A 17,781-nucleotide genomic window follows, 5' to 3' on the forward strand; every position below is an offset into this window, starting at 1 on the left:
GATCAGAACGTCGGCGCCGCGGGTGATCTTGGCTTCCTGATCGGAAAACGAAACGCCGCCGATGAGCAGGGCGACGTTGATCTTATGGTTGGCGCCGTATTTGACGAAGCTCTCTTCGACCTGGGCTGCGAGTTCGCGGGTCGGTTCGAGGATCAGGGTGCGCGGCATCCGCGCACGGGCACGGCCCGTTTCGAGGCGACAGATCATCGGAAGAACGAAGGCAGCGGTCTTCCCGGTGCCGGTCTGCGCGATGCCGAGAACGTCCCTGCCCTGCAGCGCGTAGGGAATGGCCTGCTCCTGGATCGGCGTCGGCGTGGTGTAGCCGGACGCTTCGACCGCTTGGAGAACCTTGTCGCTCAGGCCGAGGTCTTTGAATGTCATAGAAGTCCTAGATGGGGGCGCTCGCTCCAGCCATCATAAGGCTTCCCCGTAGAACCGGCATCGCCGGCGTCGGTCGCGAACGTATCGCCTACAAGATAGGCTGGGAGCGAGGTTCGGTACGGCCAGGAAGGGCCCTGGTCGCGCGGGACGGTTCGCTGCGATGGATGTCGTGCAGAATGCCGCAAAAAGCAAGCGCCACGACGACATGCGCTCAAGATGACAAGTGAAAAGACCGCGGCATAGTGTCGCGGACCATCGTTCATTCGGCAGGGATGGGACGCGTGCTTCGTTCGTGCGGTGCCAGAGCCTTCATCAGGCCGAAGATAACGAGCAGAGCCGCAACATAGACCAGGAGTTGCAGCTCGGACGGCCGATCGGTGTAGCCGAACAGGGTGTGAAGGATCCGCCCCAAAATGCTGTTGTCCGGCAGCACGCGCGAGGTGTTCCAGACCGCGCGGCCCATGACGGTCGCGATATCCGCCTGTTCGAGAAACGCGACGGCTTGCGCGGCCATGCCGGCCGCCATGAAGGCGATCAGTACGCTCGTCACGCGGAACAGGTGTTTCAGCGGGATACGGACCAGACCCGCGAAGGTGATCGCGCTCAGGCCGACGCCAAGCGCCAGGCCAAGCGCGCCGCCGACCAGGATCTGCCAACCCGTCGCGCCGCTGGAGACGACCACGCCATAGAGAAACAGGACGACTTCGGAGCCTTCGCGCAGGACGGCGACGCCGATGACCACGGCAAGCGCGAACAGCGAGCGCGTGCCGCTCTGCACCTCGGCCCCGACCTTCTTCAGGTCCTGCGCCATCTCGCGGCCGTGCTTGGCCATCCAGACGTTGTGCCAAGTCAGCATCAGCGCGGCGACGATCAGGATCGAGGCGTTGAAGACCTCCTGGCCCGAGCCTTCGAGAAGCGAGGCCAGGGCGCCAGCGAAGATCGCGACGAGGCCGGCGCCGGCGAGGCCGGCGACGATGCCGCCCGCGACGTAGGGCAGGCGGCCCGGCACGCCGTGGGTCACGGCGAGGACGATGCCGACGATCAGGCCGGCCTCGATCACTTCACGGAAAACGATAATCAAAGCGCCGATCAAGATTTGGGCTCCAAACATGATGGGGCGCGGAAGCTTAGGCTTCCGCCAGAAGACCGCAACGGCGCGGCTGTCGATGTCTTCCGTTCAATTATCGAGGCAGAAGATCGCCGGCAATACCAGGAGCGTCGATTGGAATTACTCAAATCTCACGAACATGACATCAGCCAACTGCGCGCTGAGCCTCGATCGCGGTTTCCATCCGGGGCAGCGCGAAGAGCATGCGCAACAAGGTCCCATCATTGAGGATGGCCATCCGTTCTTTCGGTTTCAGCCATGCCAAGGCATCCTCGACGGTCTCGGCGTCGTTGAGCTTCGAGTAGGCGAGGGCCCATTCCGCCGTCATCACGCCGCGCTTCCGCGACCGGTCTCTGGGCATGAAGGCGGTGTGCGCGGTCTGGAGATGCGGGTCGGCATAGAGAAGTGCGAGACCATCCTCCGGCTCGTCGCGGGCGCCGCCCATTTCCGCAATCAGCGCGTTGGCGCGGACGACGACCGAGGGCTTCACCTTCTCTTCCGGCGTGGTCAGCAGGCCGATACGCCGCAGAAACAGACCGACCGATAGCAGGCCGGTCGCCCAGGACAGGAAGATCGCCAGGACCAGACCGGCGATCGTCGGCGACATCCAGGCCACGAGGGACGGCGAAATCAGCAATCCGCTGATCAGAGTCAGCAGGCCCATCAGTACGTGGGAGCGGTGGCGGCGGACGATCGCCATGAACGGGATCGAGCCGTCGTCGCGGCGCTGCGGATCCCAGCCGGTATCGAAGCCGAAGACGAAATGGACGACGTGCCCTGTCTGAATCAGCATCATGATCGGCGCCAGCAGGGCCGACATGATGATCTCGAACACGGCCGAAAGAATCAGGCGGATCGCGCCGCCGCTGCCGCGTCGCGTCTCGGTCTGGATCAGGGACAGCAGCAGCCCGAAAATCTTGGGCAGCAGCAGGATCACCATCGTCAGCGCGAACAGTTCCAGCGAGCGCTGCGCATCGAAGCGCGGAAAGGCCGGGAGGATGGTGAACTCGTTGGTGAAATATTCCGGCTTGATGTAGCTCGCCTGGAGCACGAGGACCAAACCGACGATGAGCTGCATCATCCACAGCGGCGAGGCGAGGTAGGCGAAAATGCCGGTGGCGAAATGCTGGCGGGAGGCCGGGTGCAGGCCCTTGGCGGGCAGGATGCGCAGATGTTGCAGGTTGCCCTGGCACCAGCGACGGTCGCGGGCGGAAAGATCGATCAGCGACGGCGGGCTTTCCTCATAGCTGCCGCCGAGCACCGGCAGCATGTAGACGGCATAGCCGGCGCGGCGGATGAAGGCGGCCTCGACGAAGTCGTGGCTCAGGACGTGGCCGCCGAAGGGTGGACGTCCGGCGAGGTGCGGCAGGCCGCAATGGTCGGCGAAGGCCTTTGTGCGGATGATCGCGTTGTGGCCCCAGTAATTGCCGTCGCGGCCCATCCAGGCGGAGAGGCCGGCGGCGATCACCGGGCCGTAGATTCGCGCAGCGAACTGCTGGACGCGGGCGAACAGCGTGTTGCGGTTGATGATCAACGGCAGCGTCTGGATGATCCCGGCGTCGGGATCGGCCTCCATCGCCGCGGCAAGCGTCACAATGGCGTGGCCGAGCATGAAACTGTCGGCATCGAGGACGACCATATGCTCGTAGCGGCCGCCCCAGCGGGTCACGAAATCCGCGATGTTGCCGGCCTTGCGCGCGGTGTTCTGCGGGCGATGGCGATAGAAGACGGGCACGTCGGCGCCGAGGCGTTCGCGCATCAGCACGAAGGCGTGCTCTTCGGCGACGAAGACGTCGGGATTTGTGGTGTCCGAGAGAAAGAACCACTCGAACGAGTCGCCGACGCCCGTTGCCTGAACGTCCTCGTAGATCGCCTGCACCGCGGCGAAAACGCGGGACGGCGCCTCGTTGTAGATCGGCATCACGACGGCGGTCTTCGCCTTAAGGCCGCCCGGCAGCGCCGGCGTCTTCGGGGCAAAGAACAGCATCCAGAGAAAGCCGTAGAGCCCGCTGGTGAAAGCCAGCGCGATCCAGGAGAAATTAGCGACGAACAGGAAGAGCAGCGCCCATTTGAGCAGGGTGACACCGCCGACGGAGACGACGCCGTACATTTCCGTCGCGCCGTAAACAGTCACAAGCAGGCCGCCACCGAAAATCATCAGGCGGGCAAACCATGTGGCGAGATCGAAGGACCGACGGGTCGGCCTGTGCGCCGGATCATAACGCCGCAAACCTTGCTCCGGCATCGCTAGCGTCGATTCCGGCGGCATCGGCGGATTGAGGCAGGGTTTCGTGAAGGGCAGCGCTACCCGTCCCCCATGCCGCAAAGTGTCGATCGGCGACGTCATGCTGGGGTCCACCTGTAGAGCCACGTCTCACTCACCGCTTTGCCCTGTGCTTCGAGCAAGAGGCGCAATTCACTCGACAGATCGCTGCCGGGGTCCAATTCGAAGAAAATCCGAATGGATTTCTTGTCGTCGGTTGGGAACGCGCGAACCGACGTGATCGTCCCGCTCGAAGCCGTCAGCGTCGGCTTCACGTCAATCGTCCGTGCCGCATCGGCGAGAATATCGCCAGAAAAATCGACGAAGAAACGGCGTCTTTTGCCGGACCCGCGCCCGCTACGCGAGGTGATGGCGCGCGCGAGCTGCGGCCGCTCAGGCGGGTCCCAGCACCAGAACTGGCGATAGGCGAAGGGCGTTTCGCTGCCGGCGGCAAGCGGCTGCTTCGGACGCCAGAAGCAGAGAATGTTGTTGTTCCCCTCGGACTCCGAGGGAATTTCGATCAGTTGAACGCCGCCCTGGCCCCACTCGCCGAGCGGTTCGATCCAGAGCGAAGGACGCCGCTCCCAATGCTGGTCCTCATCGGCGTAATCGTCGAAATTGCGATCGCGCAGAAGAAAGCCGAAGCCCTTGGGTTTCTCGTCGATGAAGGTCGAGATCTGCAGCGTGTCGCGGTTGGCGACGGGGCGCCACAGCCATTCGCCGGCGCCGGTCAGCATCTGCAGGCCGCAGACTTCGCTGACGTTGGGACGCAGATCGTCGAACTTGCGATGATCCATGAAGCCGAGGAGATGCGTCGCGCTCATTGTGCCGAGCCCGATATTGTCGACGGCGACGCGAGCGAACAGCGTGCATTCGGTGTCGATGATCGTCGCTTCGCCCGGGTGGATTGTGAAGCGGAACGCGCCGGTGATCGTCTCGGAATCGATCACGGCATGGACGATCAGCGCATTGGTGACAAGGCTCGGCTTCTCGATCCACATGGTGCGGAAGGACGGTACGTCCTCGCCCTTGGGATCGGCAAGACGGACCGCGAGCGCCCGGGAGACGAGACCGGGGACTTGGCCGCCGGTCAGGGCCCGAAAGAAGTTTGCGCCCTGGAAATTGGCGATCTCCGCAAAATCGACCTTGGTGTGCGGTACGAAGACGCGGAAGCCGGAAAACCCGATATCGCCGGTCTTGGCACCGGGGTGCAGCGCGCCGAGATCGAACAGTTTGGGGTCGTAGACGAGTCGGTAGGCCTGGCCTTGCGAGACGAGGTTCAGTTCGATGGGATACCCATAGATGAAGCCGCGGTGCAGCGGCTCCAGAGCGAAGCCAACCGTTTCGGTGCTCCACACGCGCGCTTCCGGCCTTGCATGGATGGCCGAATATTGCTCGAACGTGAGAGTCTTGAAAGGATCCGGCAGGTCCGCCGTCACGGCCTTGAACGGTTTCTTCGCCAGGGCCCGCGCCATATCCGTGACGCTCCCGGGCGCGAAGGCGACGGGTGGCGCGAGCATGACGCCGGGGCCGCCGATGCTGCTGAGGTCCGGTGCAGGCGCCGCAGGTGGTGCCGCAGGTGCTGCGGGGGGCGGGGCGTCATCGGCCCGTGCGGATGCTGCCCCCGAAACGCCGAGGCTGCCTGCGGCAACGCCTCCCAATCCCAATCTCAAGACATCGCGACGCTGAAACTTGTACTCGACGACCGTCACCACGTCTCCGACGTTTTCATTCTGAACATTCACCTTGATGTATATCCCACGCTTAGCCTAGTGCCTCGTTAATCGTCACGATCATCATCCGCTTTTTGGCTTGCGGAACGCCTGACTTATTCGCGAAGGAAGGCTGGTTGGAGAACATCATGGGTCAAAGCCCCGCGCGCACCTGTCTCGCCGTCGTCCTTGCCGCCGGCGAAGGCACGCGCATGCAATCCTCACGCCCAAAAGTGTTGCATATGCTCGCAGGGCGCTCGATGCTTGGGCACTGTGTCGCGGCTGTGGCTGCCGCGGGTGTCGATCGAATCGCGCTGGTCGTCGGACCGGGCCGGGACGATGTCGCCGCGGAAATGCAGGCGCTCGTGCCGCATTGCGCCATATCGGTTCAGGTCGAGCGACGGGGCACGGCGCACGCGGTTCTCGCCGCCGAGGCGGCGATCGCGGATGGTTACGACGACCTGCTGGTCGTCTTCGCGGACACGCCGCTGGTGCGACCGGAAACCTTCCAGACTCTGCGGATCGCGTTGCGCGACACCGGCGCCGCTGTCGTGGCGCTCGGCTTCGAAGCGCGCGATCCCACCGGATACGGCCGTCTGCTTGTCAACGGAACGCGGCTCGACGCCATCCGCGAGGAGAAAGACGCCACGCCGGACGAGCGCAACATCACGCTTTGCAACGCCGGGCTCATGGCGCTCGACGGCCGCATCGCTCTCGACCTGCTGCGCCGCATCGGGACGCAAAACGCGCAGGGCGAATTTTATTTGACCGACGTGGTCGCCCTGGCCCGTTCGGAAAGTCTCGAAACCGCGGTGGCCGTGGCGCCGGAGGACGAGGTGCTTGGCGTCAACGACCGGGTGCAGCTGGCTCGTGCCGAATCCCTGATGCAGGGGCGTCTGCGGGAGAAGGCCATGCGCGGGGGGGCGACTCTCGTCGATCCCTCCAGCGTGACGCTAGCCTTCGACACAGTGCTTGGGCGCGACGTCACGATCGAGCCGAACGTCGTCTTCGCGACGGGCGTGCAGGTTGCCGACGGCGTCACGATCCGGGCCTTCTCGCACCTTGAGGGCGTCGAGGTCGGTGCCCGTGCGACGATCGGCCCCTTCGCGCGCCTGCGTCCCGGCAGCGTGCTGCATGAGGACGTCCATGTCGGGAATTTCGTGGAGATCAAGGCCTCGACGCTTGAGGCGGGGGTCAAGGCCAACCACTTGAGCTACATCGGCGATGCCTCCATCGGCGCGAAAACGAACATCGGGGCCGGGACCATCACCTGCAACTACAACGGCTTCCAAAAATTCAGGACGCAGATCGGGGCGGGGGCTTTCATCGGCGTCAACAGCGCCCTCGTCGCGCCGGTGACGATCGGCGATGGCGCCTTCATCGGGACGGGATCGGTGGTGACCGAGGACGTGGCGGCGGACGCCCTCGTCATCGCCCGCGCGCGTCAGGTCGAAAAACCCGGATGGGCCAAGACGTTTCGTGACAAGAACAAGCGCTAGAACTCCCGCCATTCCCCAGCATAAAGAGAGCAGAGCATGTGCGGCATCGTAGGCATCCTCGGGCGTGCGCCTGTTGCGGACGCGCTGATCGAGGCGCTGAAGCGGCTGGAATATCGCGGCTATGATTCTGCCGGCGTCGCCACGCTGGAGGGCGGCCATCTCACGCGGCGCCGCGCCCAGGGCAAGCTGAAGAATCTCGAAGCCGTGCTGCGCGAGCAGCCGCTGCACGGCACCAGCGGTATCGGCCACACCCGCTGGGCGACGCACGGGCGTCCGACCGAAAACAACGCGCATCCGCATGCCACCGCGAAGGTGGCCGTCGTCCACAACGGCATCATCGAGAACTTTCGCGAGCTGCGCGACGACCTGCGCATGAAGGGCCACATCTTTTCGACGGAGACCGATACCGAAGTCGTCGCCCACCTCGTCACCGACGCGATGGACGGCGGTCTCGGTCCGGTGGAGGCCGTCGCCGTTAGCTTGCCGCGGCTCAAGGGCGCTTTCGCGCTCGCTTTTCTCTTCGAGGGTGAAGAGAATCTCTTGATCGGCGCCCGTCAGGGTGCGCCGCTGGCGGTCGGCTACGGGCAGGGCGACGAGGCCGGCACGATGTACCTCGGCTCCGACGCCCTGGCGCTCGCCCCGTTCACCGACACGCTGACCTACCTCGAGGAGGGCGACTGGGTCGTGCTCACCCACGACAACGCAAAATTTCACGACTCGCACAATCTGCCGGTCGAACGTCGCAAGCTGAAGACGCAGGCCTCCGCCTTCCTCGTCGACAAGGGCAACCACCGCCATTTTATGGCGAAGGAGATCCACGAGCAGCCGGAGGTCGTCGGCCGCACGCTGGCGCATTACCTCGACATGTCGGCCGGCCGGGTCGCTTTGCCTTTCGATCTGCCGGTCGATGTCGCAAAAATCGACAAGCTCACCATCACCGCTTGCGGCACCGCCTACATGGCCGGGCTGACGTCAAAATACTGGTTCGAGCGGTTTGCCCGTCTGCCCGTAACCATCGAGGTGGCCTCGGAATTCCGCTACGGCGAAGTGCCGATGACGCCGGGCGGCCTGACCATCGTGGTCTCGCAGTCCGGCGAGACGGCGGACACCCTGGCCTCGCTGCGTTACGCCAAAGCCAACGGTCAATCGATTCTCAGCGTCGTTAACGTCGCGAGTTCGACGATGGCGCGCGAGAGCGACGTCACGGCGCTGACGCTGGCCGGTCCCGAGATCGGCGTGGCATCGACCAAGGCCTTTACCTGCCAACTCGCGGTTCTCGCCTGTCTCGCGCTGGCCTTCGGACGCGCGCGCGGAACGCTCAGCGAGGCCGACGAGGCGCGTCTGGTTGCCGACCTGATGGCGGTGCCGGGCCTGATGGCGGAGGCAATCAAGCGCGAGCCCGCCATCGAGAGCCTGTCGCATCACTTGGGGAAGGTGCGCGACGTGCTCTACCTCGGGCGCGGCACCTCGTATCCGCTGGCTATGGAGGGGGCGCTGAAGCTGAAGGAGCTCTCCTACATCCACGCCGAGGGCTACGCCGCCGGAGAGCTGAAGCACGGCCCGATCGCGCTGATCGACGAGGACATGCCGGTCATCGTCATCGCGCCGCATGATGCCGTCTACGAAAAGACGGTCTCCAACATGCAGGAGGTCGCGGCGCGCGGCGGCCGGTTGATCATGATCGGCGACAGCCGGGTCGAGCGCGATTTTGCCGCCGAGGCGGAAGCGCAGATCATTCTGCCCGACATGGCGCCGGACTTCACCGCGATCGTCTACGCCGTGCCGGTCCAGATGATCGCCTACCACACGGCCGTGTTCATGGGGAAAGATGCCGACCAGCCTCGCAATCTCGCGAAGAGCGTGACGGTGGAGTAACGCCTTCACTCTTTTGTGACATATTTGGCGCGCTCGGCCACGATAGGACGCGGCTTAAGACACACTTAAGGTGCGAAGCACCAAGGCGATGTAGCAAGGGGCAACAAGCTGTGGCGGCTCAGGGAGTCGCGGCGGCGCGATTGCCCCTTGCCCGAAAGAACCCGCCTTGTCGCCCTTGATCATGAAGCGTTTTTCCAAATTCATCATCTTGCTCGCCGCGCTTGTCGGGCTCGCCGGTTGCGGCGGCGACATGTCGGGTGGCCTGGTCGCAGGCGCACCGAACGTCGATCCGGCCGTTGCCGCGCTCTATGACGCGCGTCCGAACGAGACCTATCCCGTGCCGGCGATCGATCTCCGCACCGTCGATCCGACGATGCTGCGACAGACGGTGGCCTATCACACCACCGCGCCGGTCGGTTCGATCGTCGTCGATACGTCGGCCCGCCACCTCTATCTTGTTCAGGCTAACGGCAAGGCGCTGCGCTACGGCGTCGGCGTCGGCAAGGAAGGCCTGGCCTTCCGCGGCGATGCCGTCATTGCGCGCAAGGCCGATTGGCCGCACTGGACGCCGACGCCGGCGATGATCAAGCGTGAGCCGAAGCGTTACGGCCCCTACGCGGCCGGTCTCGATGGCGGCCTGGAAAATCCGCTCGGCGCCCGCGCGCTGTATCTCTATCGCGGCGACACCGACACGCATTTCCGCATCCACGGCACCACCGAGCCGGAGACCATCGGTCATGCCGTTTCCAGCGGCTGCATACGGATGATGGATCAGGACGTCATCGATCTGTATTCGCGCGTGCCCACGGGGACTCACGTCCGCGTGCTGCAGGGTGGCGGCGAGCAGTCCTGATCGGGCCGCCGTGATCGTATGCGGTCACGGCTGACGATCCCTCTCATGCCTTTGGCGGCAGGCGCCGGACAGTTTTCGATTTCATCGGCGGTTTGTGTGGCCTAAGCCTGCGCAACCCCACAGATCGAGTGTCCGATGCGCCTGTCCCAATATTTCCTGCCGATCCTCCGCGACAATCCCAAGGAAGCGGAGATCGTCTCGCATCGGTTGATGCTGCGCGCTGGCATGATCCGCCAGGAAGCGTCCGGCATCTATGCGTGGCTGCCGCTGGGCCTGCGGGTGCTGAAGAAGATCGAACAGATCGTCCGCGAGGAGATGGATCGCGCCGGCGCCGTCGAGATGCTGATGCCGACCCTGCAGCTCGCCGACCTCTGGCGCGAATCCGGTCGTTACGATGCCTACGGCCCCGAAATGCTGCGCATCGTCGACCGCAACAAGCGCGAGATGCTCTATGGCCCGACCAACGAGGAGATGATCACCGCGATCTTCCGCTCGGGCGTCAAATCCTACCGCGAGCTGCCGAAGAACCTATACCATTTCCAGTGGAAGTTCCGCGACGAGCAGCGTCCGCGCTTTGGCGTGATGCGCGGCCGCGAGTTCATGATGAAGGACGCCTATTCCTTCGACGTCGACGAGGCGAGCGCCCGGATTTCCTACAACCGGATGTTCGTCGCCTATCTCCGCATTTTTGCCCGCATGGGCCTGACCGGCATCCCGATGCGCGCCGAGACCGGGCCGATCGGCGGCGACCTGTCGCACGAGTTCATCGTGCTCGCCGAGACCGGCGAATCCGGCGTATTCATCAACAAGGATGTGCTCAACCTGCCGATCCCGCCCGAGACAGTCGACTATGCCGGCGATCTTTCGGGGATCGTTACGCAGTGGACCACACTTTATGCCGCCACCGAGGATGTGCATGACGCCGCGCGCTTCGAGGCCGAGACGCCGGAGGCCAAGCGGGTCAGCACGCGCGGCATCGAGGTCGGCCAGGTCTTCTTCTTCGGCGACAAATATTCCAAGCCGATGAAGGCGATGATCACCGGGCCCGATGGCGTCGAACGGCCGGCGCAATGCGGCTCCTATGGCGTCGGCGTCTCCCGGCTGCTCGGGGCGATCATCGAGGCCTCGCATGACGACAAGGGCATCATCTGGCCGGAGTCGGTGGCGCCCTTCACCGTCGGCCTCGCCAACCTCAAGGTCGGCGACGACGCGACCGACGCGGCTTGCGAGAAGATCTACGCCGCGCTGACCAAGGCCAAGGTCGACGTGCTGTACGACGACAGCGACGACCGCCCCGGCGGCAAATTCGCCAAGCTCGACCTGATCGGCCTACCGTACCAGATCATCGTCGGGCCCAAGGGCATCGCCGCTGACGAGATCGAGGTGAAGACGCGCGCCACCGGGGAGCGCGAGACGCTTCCGCTCGGCGAGGTCATCGCGCGCTTCAGCGGTTCGGTCTGGGTGAGCTAAACCGCGCCGCGATGTCTCATCCCGGCCGAAGCGAAGCGGAGAGCAGGGACCCATGAACATCGGGTCGACGATGGGAACGCGACGTTGCGGCCTGTCCTGCATCAGCGTTTCATGGTCCTGGGCTCGCGCTCCGCGCGACCCAGGATGACGGCATCGACCCTTCAGCCCCAGCTTTGCGCTTTGACAGTCTCTGCGCGCACAAAGCCTCATTGCCACCGCAGATTTCGGCGTATAGAGCGCCGGAGCTTGCTCGGATCGCCGAAGCGAGTCGTCGGACCCAATTCATGAGCAAGGCTGCCACCGCCAAGACATTGCCCTTCGCATCCTTCGAATGGATGGTCGCGGGACGCTATCTGCGGGCACGCCGGGCGTCGGGCTTCGTCTCCGTCATCGCGCTGATCTCGTTTCTCGGCATCATGGTGGGCGTCGCCGCGCTGATCGTCGTGATGTCGGTGATGAACGGATTCCACAAGGAGCTGCTCGACAAGATCGTCGGCGTGAACGGGCACATCTTCCTGCAGGCTGCCGACACGCCGCTCACCGATTACGACCGCGTCGTCACCGACGTGAAGCGCGTCAAGGGCGTGCAGCTCGCCATTCCGATGGTGGAAGGTGCGGCCGGCGTGTCCTCGCCGTTCAACCAGGCCGGAGCGCTGGTGCGTGGCGTCAAGGAGGCCGACCTGAAGGAGCTTCCGGGCATCGCCGGGCACGTCAAGATCGGTTCGCTGGAAGGGTTCGATAAGGCCGAAGGCGTGGCGATCGGGCAGGGCCTCGCCGAGAGCCTGAGCCTGCGCGTCGGCGACAGCATCACCATTCTCACCGCCAAAGGCGCACAAACGCCGTTCGGTGTGGCGCCGCGCATCAAAAGCTACCCCGTGACCGCGATCTTCCAGATCGGTATGGCGCAGTTCGACAACCTCTTCGTCTATATGCCGTTGCCGGAGGCGCAGGCCTTCTTCAACAAGGACGGTGAGGCGACCGTCATCGAGCTGTTCCTCAAGAACCCCGAGCAGATCGATTCCGTGCGCTCCGACATCGACCTCGCGGTGCCGCGGCCGATGATCATGACCGACTGGCGCGAGCGCAACAAAACCTTCTTCGATGCGCTCAAGGTCGAGCGCAACGTGATGTTCATCATCGTCACCCTGATCGTCCTTGTCGCGGCGCTGAACATCATCTCCGGCCTGATCATGCTGGTGAAGGACAAGAGCGCCGACATCGCGATTCTGCGGACCATGGGCGCGCCGCGCGGCTCGATCATGCGCATCTTTCTCATCACCGGCACCGCGATCGGTGTCTCCGGCACGTTTGCCGGCTTCGTCCTCGGTCTCGTCATCGCGGAAAATATCGAAGCCATCCGCTCCGGCCTCAACGAGCTGCTGCACACCAACCTGTTCCCGGCCGAGATCTACTTCCTCTCGCGGCTCCCCTCGGTGGTCGAGCCGAGCGACGTCATCACCGTGGTGGTCATGACGCTCAGCCTGTCGGTCCTGGCGACGCTCTATCCCTCCTGGCGCGCCGCCCGACTCGATCCTGTCGAAGCGCTGCGCTACGGATGAGTAAACCCTCTCTCGCGCTGAAAGCCGTCGAACGCGCCTATCGCCAGGGCGGCGAGCCCTTGCACATCTTGCGCGGGGTCGATTTCGAGCTGCATGCCGGTCAGTCCGTCGCGCTGATCGCGCCGTCGGGCACAGGCAAGTCGACGCTGCTGCACATCGCCGGCCTCCTGGAAAAGCCGGACGCTGGCGAGGTGCTGGTCAACGGCACGGCGACCGCGCAGCTGCCCGATCCGGCGCGTACCGCGATGCGGCGCTCCGAGATCGGCTTCGTCTACCAATTTCATCACCTGTTGCCGGAATTCTCGGCGTCGGAAAATATCATTCTGCCGCAGATGATCGCCGGGCTGTCGCGCAAGGAAGCGCGCAAGCGGGCTGACGAACTGCTCGATTATATGGGCCTGAGTGCGCGCGGCGTGCATCGACCGGCGGAAATGTCAGGCGGGGAGCAGCAGCGCGTCGCAATCGCGCGAGCTGTGGCGAACAGCCCCGCGGTGCTACTTGCCGACGAGCCGACGGGAAACCTTGATCCCAAGACGGCGGATCATGTGTTCGGCGTGCTGAACACGTTGGTCCGGGCGACGGGCCTGGCGGCGCTCGTCGCCACCCATAACATGGATCTGGCCTCGCGCATGGACCGGCGCGTGACCTTGTCGGAAGGCAGGCTCGTCGAACATTCCTGACGCCGACCGCTCGCGTTCGGGCCGTTCGCGCCTACAGCGCGCCAGAGAGGTCCTGACCGAGATCGGTCAACCGCTTGGTCAAGGCTTGGATGGTTGCCCTCAGCCGGGCGTTTTCGACTTCGAGCTTTTCATAGTCTGCACTGCCGGACGGCGGCTTGCTCTCGACGGCATCCATGAATTCGACGCCCATGTGGTCGGTGTCGCGCCACCGCATCTGGACCCGGTAGGTCTTGCCCCTCTGGGGAATTTCGAGGTCGAATTCGCTGGGGATCGACAACGTGCTGGCGACGGCGATCTTGGCGCCGCCTGTGGAGATGTTCTTGACGATGCAGTCGATGCTCGACATGCGGTTGTTAAAAACGATCTTTGCCTTCAAAAGGCTTCTGCCCCTTTCGGCTGCTCGAAGCTCTGTCACTGACTGGCCCTCGGTTCGTCGTGTGTCTGGGGTCAGATATGCCGTTTCGATGTTAAGACTTGTTGAAAGCCGACATGTTTTCCCGTTGAAACCAATGAATTAGACCCAATCAGGCCGAGTGCTCACCCATGGGACCACACCGCATGCAACGGACGATCCTGCGCCTGGCCTGCCTCCTCGTCGTCACGCTCGGCGCCGCCGGCTGCGACAAGTGCGGAACGCCGGTGAAATTCAACGCACCGAGCGTGCCGAATGCCTGTGGCGCGAACGCCGACGAAAGCCGCTGAGGCGCGCTGCGGTCTAGTAGGGCGCGATAACCCGATAGGGCGGCACGTTGTAGAACGGCGCGTTCGGCGGTGTCGTGTAAACGCGAACCGGCAACGGACCGTAGGGCGGCATGATGACGACATCGCCGGTCAGGCGGGACTGCGGGAGCGAAGCGAAGGGGACGGGTGCGGGATACTGGCCATAATCCTCGGCGCAGGCAGGCGCCGCAACGGCGGCTGTCGCCAGAATGGCGATGACAAAGCTTCTCATGATCGGCGATCCTCGTTCGCCGCGAGGCTAGAGCGCCAGGCGAACCAAAGCTTTAACGCCGCGGCTTTTTCGCCTGCATGCTTAAGGCGCGCTTAGCGGCTGGTAGTGCTCGAAGACGATCTGGGCGTTACGACGGGTCGCGCATGCCTGATCTTCTCGCGATCGCACCGTCCAGCTCATCGCCGGCGTCCGAGGCTGCACGACACGCAGCGCCGCTAGATCCGCGACGTGCCAGGACAAAAAGTCGTAGGCATCCAAGGCCGGGGGTGCCGCGTCACGGTCTCTTGGCTCGACTTCACGTGGCCCGACGAGGCCGAGCGGGCAGGGCGCGCCAAGGCTGCGGCAGTGCGCGATCACGGCGGCATCGAAGCTTTTCAGGGCCACGGCGCCTGCGTAATCCGCCAGCAGGGCGACCGCGCGCGCCGCGAGACGCATATTGCCGTCGAACCGGCTCTTGATCTCGATGACGAGCGGCACGCGGCCATCGGTAAACGCCAGGAAAGCCGCCAGCGTCGGGATGGTGTCGCGGCCATCCTTGAGCGGGATTGCCCCGAGGGCGGCGGCCGAACGCGCATCGACGCGGCCGGTCTCCGCCGTCAGCCGGTCGAGGGTCTCGTCGTGAAAAACCATCGCCTCGCCATCGCCGCTGATCTGGACGTCGCACTCGATCCCGTAGTCGGCCGCGATCGCGGCTTCGGCTGCGGCAAACGAATTCTCGATCACGCCGCGGCTGCGATCATGCAGGCCGCGGTGGGCCACCGGCTGCGCGAGAATCAGAGCGAGATCCGGTCGCATCAGGCCTTGACGAGGAACATGCCTTCGACCTCGACGGCCGAGCCGAGCGGCACTTCGGCGACGCCGATGGTCGAGCGGGCGTGGCGGCCCTTGTCACCCAAAACTTCGACGATCAGGTCGGAGGCGCCGTTCATCAGCGGGGCGATGGCGGCGAAATCGGGTGCCGTGTTGAAGAAGCCGCCGAGGCGGATGCAGCGCTCGATTCGGTCGAGGCTGCCCAAGGCGGCCTTGGCCTGGGCCAGCAGGTTGATCGCGCAGAGACGGGCGGCGGCCTTGGCGTCGGCTTCGGAGACGGTGCCGCCGACCTTGCCTGTGTGTTCGGGCGCCAGCTTGCCGTCCGCGCCGAGAGCGAGCTGTCCGGAGATCACCAGCAGATTGCCGGCCACGACGGCTGGAACGTAGTTGGCGACGGGCGCGGACGGTTGCGGCAAGGTGATGCCGAGGCTGCGCAAACGGTCTTCGATGTCGCTCATCGCGAAAACTCCTGGAGAAGCGGGGGAATACCCGTCCTCTAGGCGGAACACTGCCGTCTAAGCAAGCCCGGCGCTGCGGGCTTAGGTGACTATCGTCATGGAACGGCAATAGCTTTCTTGCCGCGGCGGTCGTAGGCTTGGACGTCTTGAAGGGCTTGGGAGCTTCGCGCTCCGCAATTTCGCCATGGCGATTCGGCATGGCCACACGTCGTTTACGCAAGGACCGCCGCTCGATGATCGCTCGTCTCAAAGCCCCGTTTCCGACCGCGGTCGTCGCCGTCTGCCTGCTCGGCGGCTCGCTTGTCGTGTCGATCCGCAGCGGCCATGCCGCCGGGCCCGCGGTGCCGCCGGCCGTCGCCAAACCGTCGGCGCCGGACCAGGAAACCGCGACGATTCCGGCGCTCGTTCCCCATCGCGCCGTCTACCGCGTCACCCTGCTGACCTCGACGGGCACAAAAAGCCCGACCAGCGCGCATGGCCGCGTCTCCTATGAGTTCAGCGGCTCGCGCTGCGAGGGCTATACCCAGAACTTCCGCCAGATCACCGAGCTGCAGCCGGCCGAGGGCGCGACGCGCCTGTCCGACATGCGCTCGGCCACTTTCGAGGACGCCGACGAGAAGAACTTTGCTTTCAACGTCACGACGTCGCTCGACAATGGCGGCAACGACGTGATCGACGGCCACGCGGTGAAAAAGGACGATGCGCTGGCGATCCAGATCTCCAAGCCGTCCCGCGAAACGATCGACGTCGACCAGACCGTGCTGTTTCCCACCGAGCATCTACGGCGTATTCTTGCTGCGGCACGCGCCGATCAGCATCTTCTCGGCGCCAAGGTTTTCGATGGCTCGGACGACGGCAAGAAGGTGTTCGACACGACATCGATCATCGGGCGCCCGATCGCGGCGCCCGCCGATGATCACGGTGTCGATGCGGCGCTCCTCGCCAACGTGAAGCGCTGGCCGGTCTCGATCAGCTATTTCGAGGAAGGCAAGAAGGACGAGGGCCCCGCCTACACGCTGGCCTTCGATCTTTACGAAAACGGCGTGTCGCGGGCGCTGCGCTTCGACTACGGCGATTTCGTTTTGGCTGGCGAGATGACCAATCTCGAGATGCTGCCGACCAAGAGCTGCACGAAATAGCTAATCGCGCTTGCGCGACGCGGCCCCGGTCAGCGTAATCCCGCGGATCAAGGCATCCGACCCGAAGCGTCCGCGCACCGCATCGATCGCCTGAGCCGCAGCTTTCTGGCGCTTCAGCGTGGTATCGACGAGGTCGATGTGATCGGCCTCGCTGGCCGGCCGCAGGTCGCTTGTCCCGACGCCGATCAGGCGGTAGCGCGTGCCGTCCAGTTCCGGCGCGAGAAGCTGGCGGCTCGCGTCGTAGAGCCGGGCCGCGAGCTGGGTCGGCGGCAGGCCGGAGCGGGATCGCGTGATCGTGCGGAAACGGTCGGTCTTCAGCTTCAGCACGACGCCGCCGGTGGCGAAGTCCGCCTGGGTGAGGCGCAGGGCGACCTTCTCGCAAAGACGATAGAGGATCGGCTGCAGGTCCTCGGCGCGCGCGAGATCCGCACCGAACGTCGTTTCCGCCGAGATGCTTTTGGTTTCCCGGATCGGCGAGACGGGCCGCGCGTCGATGCCGTAGGCGAGGCGCCACAGGTTCGAGCCTTCCGACCCGAGACGGCGGAGGAACGTCGTCTCGTCGCAGTCCTGGATGTCGCCGATCGTCTCGAAACCGAGGGCGGCAAGGCGCTTCTGCGAAACCGCGCCGACGCCGCCGATGGCGCCGACCGGCCGAGGCCGCAAAAACGCCGCGGCCTCAGTGCGGCCGATGACGGCGAAACCACGCGGCTTGTCGAGGTCCGACGCCAGTTTCGCCAGAAACTTGCAGTCGCTCAGGCCGATGGAAAGGGTGATCCCGAGCTCGTCCTCGACCTTGCGTGCGAACCGCGCGAGCGTCAGCGCCGGGATCGCGCGATGCACGTCCTGGGTGCCGCCGAGGTCGAGAAAGGCCTCGTCGATGGAGACGGGCTGGACGAGCGGGGTGAGCTCGCCCATCAGCGTCCCGACCGCCCGCGCGACGCTAGCATATTTCGCCATGTCGGGCCGCACGACGATCGCATGCGGGCAGGCTTTCAGCGCCTGGAACATCGGCATCGCCGAGC

At 64.7% G+C, this 17,781-nt stretch carries 17 protein-coding genes; 8 read left to right on the plus strand and 9 right to left on the minus strand.

From position 1 onward, the window contains the following. From GSQ79_RS08060 to GSQ79_RS08075, 4 genes are all read right to left on the minus strand, one after another. Positions 1-381 (minus strand): DEAD/DEAH box helicase (locus tag GSQ79_RS08060; RefSeq protein WP_158808209.1); only part of this gene is annotated, 381 nt, incomplete at its 3' end. Positions 382-640: 259 nt separating this feature from the next. Continuing rightward, the gene (locus GSQ79_RS08065) at positions 641-1,474 is read right to left on the minus strand and encodes an FTR1 family protein (RefSeq protein WP_158808210.1); all 834 of its coding nucleotides are present in this window, start codon (positions 1,472-1,474) and stop codon (positions 641-643) included. Positions 1,475-1,634: 160 nt separating this feature from the next. Further along, on the minus strand, positions 1,635-3,758 hold the full coding sequence (gene mdoH / locus GSQ79_RS08070) for a glucans biosynthesis glucosyltransferase MdoH (RefSeq protein ID WP_246725188.1): 2,124 nt from the start codon (positions 3,756-3,758) through the stop codon (positions 1,635-1,637). 74 nt (positions 3,759-3,832) lie between these two features. Further along, the gene (locus GSQ79_RS08075) at positions 3,833-5,497 is read right to left on the minus strand and encodes a glucan biosynthesis protein (RefSeq protein WP_256379000.1); all 1,665 of its coding nucleotides are present in this window, start codon (positions 5,495-5,497) and stop codon (positions 3,833-3,835) included. 116 nt (positions 5,498-5,613) lie between these two features. Between GSQ79_RS08075 and glmU the strand changes: the two genes are divergently transcribed. The 6 genes from glmU to GSQ79_RS08105 all read left to right on the plus strand — a co-directional run bounded on the left by glmU (position 5,614) and on the right by GSQ79_RS08105 (position 13,400). After that, positions 5,614-6,963 carry a bifunctional UDP-N-acetylglucosamine diphosphorylase/glucosamine-1-phosphate N-acetyltransferase GlmU gene (gene glmU / locus GSQ79_RS08080; protein ID WP_158808212.1) on the plus strand — a complete coding sequence of 450 codons (1,350 nt, stop codon included), beginning with the start codon at positions 5,614-5,616 and terminating at the stop codon, positions 6,961-6,963. 36 nt (positions 6,964-6,999) lie between these two features. Further along, a complete protein-coding gene (gene glmS / locus GSQ79_RS08085) occupies positions 7,000-8,838 on the plus strand; it encodes a glutamine--fructose-6-phosphate transaminase (isomerizing) (RefSeq protein ID WP_158808213.1) in 1,839 nt (612 codons plus the stop codon). Positions 8,839-9,088: 250 nt separating this feature from the next. Beyond that, positions 9,089-9,691, plus strand: coding sequence for a L,D-transpeptidase (locus GSQ79_RS08090; protein ID WP_246725190.1), 603 nt, complete (start codon positions 9,089-9,091; stop codon positions 9,689-9,691). Positions 9,692-9,826: 135 nt separating this feature from the next. Then, on the plus strand, positions 9,827-11,161 hold the full coding sequence (proS, locus tag GSQ79_RS08095; protein WP_158808214.1) for a proline--tRNA ligase: 1,335 nt from the start codon (positions 9,827-9,829) through the stop codon (positions 11,159-11,161). Positions 11,162-11,445: 284 nt separating this feature from the next. Beyond that, positions 11,446-12,720, plus strand: a complete 1,275-nt coding sequence (locus GSQ79_RS08100; protein WP_158808215.1) for a lipoprotein-releasing ABC transporter permease subunit — start codon at positions 11,446-11,448, stop codon at positions 12,718-12,720. Further along, entirely contained in the window at positions 12,717-13,400 is a 684-nt protein-coding gene (locus GSQ79_RS08105; protein ID WP_158808216.1) for an ABC transporter ATP-binding protein, read from the plus strand. The genes GSQ79_RS08100 and GSQ79_RS08105 overlap by 4 nt, the downstream gene beginning before the upstream one ends. A gap of 31 nt (positions 13,401-13,431) precedes the next feature. Here GSQ79_RS08105 and GSQ79_RS08110 read toward each other — a convergent pair whose 3' ends face one another. Beyond that, positions 13,432-13,815: a PilZ domain-containing protein gene (locus GSQ79_RS08110; protein WP_256379001.1), complete on the minus strand. Its 384-nt coding sequence runs from the start codon at positions 13,813-13,815 to the stop codon at positions 13,432-13,434. Between the two features lie 143 nt (positions 13,816-13,958). Here GSQ79_RS08110 and GSQ79_RS08115 point away from each other — a divergent pair, with 143 nt between their 5' ends. Further along, complete coding sequence (locus GSQ79_RS08115) at positions 13,959-14,102, plus strand: hypothetical protein (RefSeq protein ID WP_158808218.1); 144 nt, start codon at positions 13,959-13,961, stop codon at positions 14,100-14,102. Between the two features lie 13 nt (positions 14,103-14,115). Here the strand turns inward: GSQ79_RS08115 and GSQ79_RS08120 are convergent, their stop codons facing one another. The 3 genes from GSQ79_RS08120 to GSQ79_RS08130 all read right to left on the minus strand — a co-directional run bounded on the left by GSQ79_RS08120 (position 14,116) and on the right by GSQ79_RS08130 (position 15,620). After that, positions 14,116-14,352, minus strand: coding sequence for a hypothetical protein (locus GSQ79_RS08120; protein ID WP_158808219.1), 237 nt, complete (start codon positions 14,350-14,352; stop codon positions 14,116-14,118). A gap of 81 nt (positions 14,353-14,433) precedes the next feature. Beyond that, the gene (locus GSQ79_RS08125) at positions 14,434-15,147 is read right to left on the minus strand and encodes a glycerophosphodiester phosphodiesterase family protein (RefSeq protein WP_158808220.1); all 714 of its coding nucleotides are present in this window, start codon (positions 15,145-15,147) and stop codon (positions 14,434-14,436) included. Continuing rightward, positions 15,147-15,620, minus strand: a complete 474-nt coding sequence (locus GSQ79_RS08130) for a RidA family protein (RefSeq protein WP_158808221.1) — start codon at positions 15,618-15,620, stop codon at positions 15,147-15,149. The genes GSQ79_RS08125 and GSQ79_RS08130 overlap by 1 nt, the downstream gene beginning before the upstream one ends. Before the next feature lie 233 nt (positions 15,621-15,853). On the opposite strand from GSQ79_RS08130, the gene GSQ79_RS08135 reads away from it, so the two are divergent. Next, positions 15,854-16,759 carry a cell envelope integrity EipB family protein gene (locus tag GSQ79_RS08135; RefSeq protein ID WP_158808222.1) on the plus strand — a complete coding sequence of 302 codons (906 nt, stop codon included), beginning with the start codon at positions 15,854-15,856 and terminating at the stop codon, positions 16,757-16,759. On the opposite strand, the gene GSQ79_RS08140 is transcribed toward GSQ79_RS08135, so the two are convergent. After that, positions 16,760-17,781: DNA polymerase IV (locus tag GSQ79_RS08140; RefSeq protein WP_158808223.1), on the minus strand; the 1,022-nt coding region annotated here is incomplete at its 5' end. It abuts the gene before it with no gap.

Origin of the sequence: Beijerinckia sp. L45 (assembly GCF_009765775.1) — a bacterium.
GTDB lineage: Bacteria > Pseudomonadota > Alphaproteobacteria > Rhizobiales > Beijerinckiaceae > RH-AL1.